Here is a 7,097-nt window from a genome sequence, read left to right as displayed (position 1 = left end):
GGGGTAGAGCAAGCAGTCGTGTCACCAGCCGCCATTTCGATCACGGTAGGTCGAGCCGGGTGTTCATATCGAGATCGAACCGACCATACGGGTTGACGTGTTCCCAGATCAGCGGCGTCAGGGCGGCGTAGTCGCGTGGTGTGAACCTGCCCTGCCAATGCGGCAGGGCCAAGACCTTCTGGATCATCAGCGTGTTGATGTAGACCATACAGTTCTGGATCAAGTGCAGCGCGAGCATGCTGACCTCGTGATCCTCGCGGCGGTTGCTCGCCATCTCGCCCCGGCGGGCGAAGAACACGAAGTCGGTCGCGCCGTTCCACTGCTCGACTACGTTCAGCCCCTCGTTGATTTCCCGGCGCAACGCCTCGTCGTGCAGGTAGCGGCACAGGAAGATAGTCTTGATCGCCTTGCCCAACTCAGCGAATGCCTTGTAGGTCGGGTGCTGCACGTTCTTCTTGGTGAAGCGGCGCAGGATGGCTTCGGTGTCCGCTGTCCCCAGGCGCAGCGCGGTAGCGTACTTGACCATCTGGTCGTACTGTTGCCGCACCGAGTCCCAGTCGATGGGCTTGGTCAGAATCTGTTGCAGGTTCGCGTAGGCGTCGGCCTTGCCGGTCTCTGGCCGGTACAGCTTCTGTGAGTGGATGGCCTTCAGCCGTGGCAGCAACTGGAAGCCCAGCAGGCGGCAGAAGGCGAACGCCACCGTGCTCTGGCCGTGCGAATCGACATACTGCCGATCCACCTCCATCTCGGTGCAATGGTGGATCACGCCCTCGATCATCGACGCCACCTCCGACGACGACGGCGACTTGAGCTGCGAATGGATGCACAGCGAGCTGCGCTCGACATGCCAGTAGATCATCACGCCGCGCCCGCCGTAGCGGACGTGCCATTGCGTGGTGAGGTTCTGATCCCACGCGCCGAAGTGTTTCGAGTCCGACGCGCAAGCGGTGGTGCCGCTACCCCAGATCGCCGGGTTGCGGGCTTGCAGCGTGCCGTCTGCGACGATGGCAATCGCGCGGCGCATCGCGTCCACGCTGATGTAACGGCGGCGCACATAGGCCAGGTCGCGCGCCGTGGTGCCGGAATCCAGCCCGGCCATGCGCTGCAAGCCAGCATTGGTGCCCAGGCCGTGCAGACACAGGAGCAGGCGCGGCTGCAACACCGAGCGATCCATCGACTCGTAGGAGGTCGGGCTTTTCAGGGCATCGGTAAAGCTCAACCGCAGATCGGTTTCCTTGACCATATCGAGCAGGCTGGTCATCGGCCAGAGGACATTGAGTTCGGCCTTTAGCGCGGTCAGATTGGGGGGATCGGGTTGCGCATCGAGCGGCGTCAGCGTGATCCAGCCACCGCCCTTGCTGCTCAGCCGGACGGATGGATTCTTCTTCAAGCCAGCGTCGAAGGTGGACAGCGCCGCGCGCATTTCGGCCTGCAAGTCGGCGATGAAGCGCTCCACATCGAGAGGCAGGTTCAGCGCCCGGTAGTAGTCCTCGCGGTTTTGCTCGAAGTCAGCCGGCAGATCGTCGTCGGGGTTGCGGTAGCGGTTCGCGCCGACCACCCAGATTTCCTTGCAGCGCAGCCGCTCGCGCAGGGCTTCCAGCACGGCGATTTCATAGGTGACGCGGTTGACCCGATCCCGGCCGGCGGCGTCCGTCTCCATGACGGCTTCTCGCCACAGGCCACGTACCACGCCATCGAGCGGCACCTCGATGTCGGCTGGGAAGGTATGCACCTTGGTGTCGGCAAAGCGCTTCACCAGGTCGAGCGCGTCCATCACCGGGCGGTGGCGGTCGTTGTTGGAGCGGAATACCAGCGCGGCCAGCAAGGTCGGTACTATGCGCCGGTAGTGGCCCTGGTACGAATTGCGGATCACAGTGCGCAGCGTGATGCGGTAGGTCGGGCCGGTGGCCTTCCACTCCTTGACCAGATCGCGCAGCGTCTGCTCGCCGACCACTGGAAACACCACGTCGCGCACCACGCCGTCCGGCTGGGCCAAGGTGGCGTCGGCCAGATTGAACAGCAGGTTCTGCTTGCCGGACACGCGCTTGAGGTCCTCCAGCAGTTCGCGTTCGACCTTGCGTTCGGCACGCGCGCCGATCTGGTGGATGGTCTCGATCAGCAAGTCCACCAGGTCGTCGGTCAGGCTGCGGGCGCGCAGGTGGACGAAAGCGGCCAGCCAGGTGAGGCGCGCTGCATCGGGATGTCGGCGCAGGTCGCGGGGAACCTCGACCGACACACGCTGGCGGCAGCGCTCCAGGTCACGCGGCGAAGTCCGGTCGAACAGATCGGCAGACAGCTCGATCCCCCGGATCAGTTCGAGCTTCGCCAACTCATCCTGCATGCTGGCAAGGCTTGGGCGGCCGGGACTGCCGCGCAGTTTCAGCAAGACGGCCGGCGCGTTGCCTGCGGCTTCGCCTTGAGCATCTTCAACGGCGCTCTCCCCGTGGCCCGATTCTTCTGGGCGCAGCAAGGCATCCAGGCGTTCGCGAGTCGCGGGCGGCAGCCGCCCATACACGCAGCTATGGAAGCGGTCTTCGTGGGAGCGCAACGCACTGCGCGCGATGCGCTCCATCCGGTCTGGTTTCGGCGGCTCGATGGCGAGTTCGCGGCAACGTCCTTCCAGCCGCTCGATCATCGGCTCAATGTCACCGCCAACTTCTCCGGCAACATGATCACGCAGCCACTCCGTCAGCATCTCGGCATCGGCTACCGTCGCTTCGCGGAAGCCGAAACGCACGCGGATTTCGCCGCGCAGCCGCTCGGCAGTGCGGCCCGTGAGGAAGGCTTCGCCATCGATGGGCGCGGGTGCGTCGAGTTGTTTGGCGAGCGCGGCTATGCCCTGTACCTCGACTTCGGTTTCGTCGCGCGGAAAACGGCCGCGATCGCGGAAGAAGGTCAGCAGGATGGCAAAGCCCAACCGGTTCGCCCGGTTTTTGGTCATCACCAGTTCGCGTTCGGCTGGCGCCAATACCCACTGATCTTCCTTACTGCCGCCGCCGTCCGCCATACCGCTACGCTCCTGGGGGCACTGACGCGGGCCAGCCGGCCCGCGTCAGAGTTTCGATCAAGGTGGTCCGCTTCACGCCGAAGTTGCGGCACACGGCTGCCTTGGACATGCCACCTTCGAGCGCGGCGATAATGGCATCCAGCTTCTCGCCGGTGATTGCCTGCGGCCGCCCACCGATCCGGCCACGTTTGCGGGCAGCAGCCAGGCCGGCAACGACACGCTCCTGGATCAAGGCGCGCTCGTACTGCGCGAGCGCGCCGAACACCTGGAATAGAAACTCGCCCGATGGCGTGGTGGTGTCCAGATTCTCCGTCAGCGAGCGGAACGCCACCCGCTTGTCCTTGAGCGAGGTCACGATGGTGAGTAGGTGCGACAGCGATCGGCCGAGCCGGTCGAGCTTCCACACGACCAGTACGTCGCCGGGCCTGACGAATTCGAGCGCCTGCACCAAGCCGGCGCGGTCGTCCTTCGCGCCGGAGGCGTAATCCTCGAACAGGTGACGCGGATCGACGCCGGCGGCGAGCAGCGCGTCGCGCTGCAAGTCCGTGCTCTGCCGGTCGGAATCTGACGACACGCGCATGTAACCTACTAACATAAGCGGAAAACCATCAAGACGCGGTTTCCGCATGGTAGCGTCTGGCGACACAGTTTTCCGCACAATTTTGCGGCCACTCGGAGCTTGGTGCAGAGGGCTGTTGAAGATCTGTCGACAATCAAATGTTTTCCGACAGGTCTTGGCATAGCGCAGGCCCGCCTTGCAGTGTTCTGTGAGTAGCGCTTAGTAAAGACGACGTATATACTTTGTTAGTATTAAGTGGCAGGAGGCCCCGATCATGTCAAAACAAGCCGTTTTCACGATGAAGCTGGAGCCCGAGTTGCGCGCCGAGTTCATGGCCGAAGCCGAAGCGGCCCATCGCCCGGCGTCGCAAGTCCTGCGCGAGTTGATGCGCGAGTTCATTCAGAGCCAGCGCAAGTCGCGCGAGTACGACGAGTTCCTGCGCCGCAAGGTCGAGGCCGGCCGGGCTTCAATGCGCGCTGGATTGGGGCGATCGAACGATGAAGTTGAGGCCGAATTCGCCGCACGGCGTGCCAGTGTGGCGAGGCAGTCGTGAGAGTTGTTTGGACGCCCGAAGCGCAGCAAGACCGTGCCGATGTGTGGGACTACATCGCAGCCGACAATCCGCGCGCGGCGGCCCGGATGGATGAGATTTTCAGCGATGCGGCCGCCCGGTTGACCCAGCACCCCATGTTGGGCAAGCCGGGAATCGTTCCTGGCACCCGCGAGTTGATCCCGCATGAAAGCTATCGCCTGGTGTACCAGATCGACGGCGAAACGGCGTGGATACTGACGCTGGTTCACACGGCCCGCCTGTGGCCGCCTGTGCGCGATTAAGAAACAATCATGGCAACGATGAAACGGCGCGTTGACTGACTGCTTTCGAGCCAGACCGCGGTCGGCGGCAGGCGGCCATATGCGGCCGGTCATCAATCGATCCGGATAGCGGTCATTGCGGCGGGAGGATATGCTAAACGCCTGTGTCCGGAGTCGATCAGACCACACACCATGCGGGCTGCTGCTTTACCTGCGTTGTTATCTTGCATTGCGCGATATTTCTTCTTCTAAACAGGAGGTTGCAGAACATGTTATCCGGCATCCCAATGTTATGCGGCAGAACTGTCGCCCTAAAACAAAGTTAGCCTGCTTAGGAAGTTCTTATGAAATTTGAAGAAAGCATTGAAATTCAGGCGCCGGCTGAGACGGTCTTCGCGCTTTACGCTGACGTTTCATCATGGTCCTCATGGGATCCTGATGTACGCTCCTCGTCCATAGAAGGAGCGTTCACTTCAGGAGCCACTGGGCGCCTAAAGCCGTCAAGCGGCCCAGAGGCACGAATTTCCTTCACGGAAATTGTCATTGACAAGTCTTTCACGGTTGAAAGTAAGTTGCCCTTATGCGTCATGCGCTTCGAGCATGAACTTTCCGCAACATCTACAGGCACAAAAGCGATTCATCGCATTACTTTCTCTGGTCTATTTTCGCCAATTTTTTCACGCCTCATTGGAGGCTCAATTCGTAAAGGCTTGCCTCAAACCATGGCAGGGCTCAAGCAAGCCGCAGAGCAGGCTAACAATTCATTCAAGCCGACGTAGCTTCGCTACGCGGCTTAATTCAGGCGTTAGGCATCACAAAGTACAGCATCGTGACCAACAGCAACGATTCCGTCACACTGCGCCTCATGACTGAGCATGACCTTGCGATGCTCTATGAGTGGCTAAATCGATCTCATATCGTCGAGTGGTGGGGCGGAGAAGAAGCACGCCCGACACTTGCTGACGTACAGGAACAGTACTTGCCAAGCGTTTTAGCGCAAGAGTCCGTCACTCCATACATTGCAATGCTGAATGGAGAGCCGATTGGGTATGCCCAGTCGTACGTTGCTCTTGGAAGCGGGGACGGATGGTGGGAAGAAGAAACCGATCCAGGAGTACGCGGAATAGACCAGTCACTGGCGAATGCATCACAACTGGGCAAAGGCTTGGGAACCAAGCTGGTTCGAGCTCTGGTTGAGTTGCTGTTCAATGATCCCGAGGTCACCAAGATCCAAACGGACCCGTCGCCGAGCAACTTGCGAGCGATCCGATGCTACGAGAAAGCGGGGTTTGAGAGGCAAGGTACCGTAACCACCCCAGATGGTCCAGCCGTGTACATGGTTCAAACACGCCAGGCATTCGAGCGAACACGCAGTGTTGCCTAACCCTTCCATCGAGGGGGACGTCCAAGGGCTGGCGCCCTTGGCCGCCCCTCATGTCAAACGTTAGCGAATAAATTATTAACTCAATCAATAAAAGAGGTTTTCATGCAAGCAAAAGTATTCATACTAGTAGCAGGCTCATTTCTAATGACCAGCTGTGCAACAGTCGAACATCATGAGCATGCGACGCATGACCAGGTATCTGACGAAGTGGTGGTACATCAACGAGCGAATCTGGAGAAAAACACCGCAGGAAAAGGCTTTGGCCCGCAAGCTCCACGAGATATCGACTCCGCTGCCGGCAACAACACAGTTTCGTTTGGTATAGCACCGGCACACACCGAAATGAACTTGTGCAACATACATTTCCACAAAAATGCCGAACACAAAGGCGGTGAATTCACCAAGTACGCTGGTAACGGTGACGGGCACGGTTATCAGTCTGGTTTCAAATACACCGGCACCCTTTCCAAAGCCGAACAAATGCCGCTTGATCACGAGGTTTGTTCGAGCAAGCACGGCGGCCTCCAGTCAGGCGATACCATCGAAGTTCATTACGTCCATTCATCAGCTCAGATCAAACCCGGCCCAACCCTTGGAGCATGTCTGAGCGAAGCCATTAAGAACCCGCAGTTGCGCGTTGAAACTCAGGTCTATGTTCTGGTGAACGATTCTAATGCGTTGGACTTCAAGAAGCTGACCGCCCATGGCGAGAAGAACGGATTGCAGCAAGCCTTGGGCATTCCAAGTAATACTGGAAATCCAATTCAATATTCAGGTTCTACTACCGGCCCTAGTTACAATGAGCAAGGCTCGCCTTTCCAGGTTACATGGAGTGTTCGCCCTAAAGTTGCCAAGGTCAGTATTGCCTCGGTGGGTAAATGGTGCGAAGGCAATGTCTTCAAAGAAGATCACGCTCACGGCGTAAGGAATCTGGTCAAAAACCCGAAGTTGCTCTCTCGGATTGGGCACTGATCGAAGCTTAGCTTTAGAAAACGCTAACAATGCCTTCCAGCGGATGCAGTCGCTGTCGCTCCTGCACCGCTGAAGGCTGACGTTGACTGGCAGCTTCCATCAAAGCTGAACGGCAGCAACGGGTCGGGTGCCGTCGCGTGCGCAGCGTCAAAGCTGACATGACGAATACGTGAGAAGGGCCGATGCTCGCCGTCCGGTCAGGCTGTTGAGTCGCCCCTGCAGGAGTCACAGCGCTCGTATGTCACGCGCCATCCGAGACGTCAGTCGGCCTCATCCAGACCGGAACAATTTGAACGTGAACGCCCGGCTGCCATTGCCGTGATCGAAATGGCGGCTGGTGACACGACTGCTTGATCTACCCC

The 7,097-nt window shown here is 59.5% G+C and carries 7 protein-coding genes; 5 read left to right on the top strand and 2 right to left on the bottom strand.

Annotation, left to right across the window (positions count from 1 at the left end; all coding sequences use genetic code 11):
• Nucleotides 1-40: 40 nt before the first annotated feature.
• Together ISG32_RS27305 and ISG32_RS27300 are read right to left on the bottom strand one after the other, a co-directional pair.
• Nucleotides 41-3,007 carry a Tn3 family transposase gene (locus ISG32_RS27305; RefSeq protein ID WP_012585369.1) on the bottom strand — a complete coding sequence of 989 codons (2,967 nt, stop codon included), beginning with the start codon at nt 3,005-3,007 and terminating at the stop codon, nt 41-43.
• Nucleotides 3,008-3,011: 4 nt separating this feature from the next.
• The gene (locus ISG32_RS27300; RefSeq protein WP_020651377.1) at nt 3,012-3,602 is read right to left on the bottom strand and encodes a recombinase family protein; all 591 of its coding nucleotides are present in this window, start codon (nt 3,600-3,602) and stop codon (nt 3,012-3,014) included.
• Between the two features lie 238 nt (nt 3,603-3,840).
• Here ISG32_RS27300 and ISG32_RS27295 point away from each other — a divergent pair, with 238 nt between their 5' ends.
• From ISG32_RS27295 to ISG32_RS27275, 5 genes are all read left to right on the top strand, one after another.
• On the top strand, nt 3,841-4,119 hold the full coding sequence (locus ISG32_RS27295) for a hypothetical protein (RefSeq protein ID WP_012585367.1): 279 nt from the start codon (nt 3,841-3,843) through the stop codon (nt 4,117-4,119).
• The gene (locus ISG32_RS27290) at nt 4,116-4,400 is read left to right on the top strand and encodes a type II toxin-antitoxin system RelE/ParE family toxin (RefSeq protein ID WP_012585366.1); all 285 of its coding nucleotides are present in this window, start codon (nt 4,116-4,118) and stop codon (nt 4,398-4,400) included. Before ISG32_RS27295 ends, ISG32_RS27290 begins: the two co-directional genes overlap by 4 nt.
• A gap of 323 nt (nt 4,401-4,723) precedes the next feature.
• Nucleotides 4,724-5,158 carry an SRPBCC family protein gene (locus ISG32_RS27285; RefSeq protein WP_194774131.1) on the top strand — a complete coding sequence of 145 codons (435 nt, stop codon included), beginning with the start codon at nt 4,724-4,726 and terminating at the stop codon, nt 5,156-5,158.
• 50 nt (nt 5,159-5,208) lie between these two features.
• Nucleotides 5,209-5,763, top strand: a complete 555-nt coding sequence (locus tag ISG32_RS27280; protein WP_014454105.1) for an aminoglycoside N-acetyltransferase AAC(6')-Ib' — start codon at nt 5,209-5,211, stop codon at nt 5,761-5,763.
• A 102-nt stretch (nt 5,764-5,865) separates the two neighbouring features.
• A complete protein-coding gene (locus ISG32_RS27275) occupies nt 5,866-6,735 on the top strand; it encodes a delta-class carbonic anhydrase (protein ID WP_194774130.1) in 870 nt (289 codons plus the stop codon).
• Nucleotides 6,736-7,097 lie beyond the last annotated feature (362 nt).

This window comes from Diaphorobacter caeni, from assembly GCF_015354245.1.
Taxonomy (GTDB): domain Bacteria; phylum Pseudomonadota; class Gammaproteobacteria; order Burkholderiales; family Burkholderiaceae_C; genus Diaphorobacter_A; species Diaphorobacter_A caeni.
This window is presented reverse-complemented; position numbering and strand designations above follow the sequence as displayed.

Excerpts from the sequence above, each read along its gene's own strand:
- ISG32_RS27305 (WP_012585369.1), bottom strand. The coding sequence starts at position 3,007 with ATGGCGGACGGCGGCGGCAGTAAGGAAGATCAGTGGGTATTGGCGCCA.
- ISG32_RS27300 (WP_020651377.1), bottom strand. The coding sequence starts at position 3,602 with ATGTTAGTAGGTTACATGCGCGTGTCGTCAGATTCCGACCGGCAGAGC.
- ISG32_RS27295 (WP_012585367.1), top strand. The coding sequence starts at position 3,841 with ATGTCAAAACAAGCCGTTTTCACGATGAAGCTGGAGCCCGAGTTGCGC.
- ISG32_RS27285 (WP_194774131.1), top strand. The coding sequence starts at position 4,724 with ATGAAATTTGAAGAAAGCATTGAAATTCAGGCGCCGGCTGAGACGGTC.
- ISG32_RS27275 (WP_194774130.1), top strand. The coding sequence starts at position 5,866 with ATGCAAGCAAAAGTATTCATACTAGTAGCAGGCTCATTTCTAATGACC.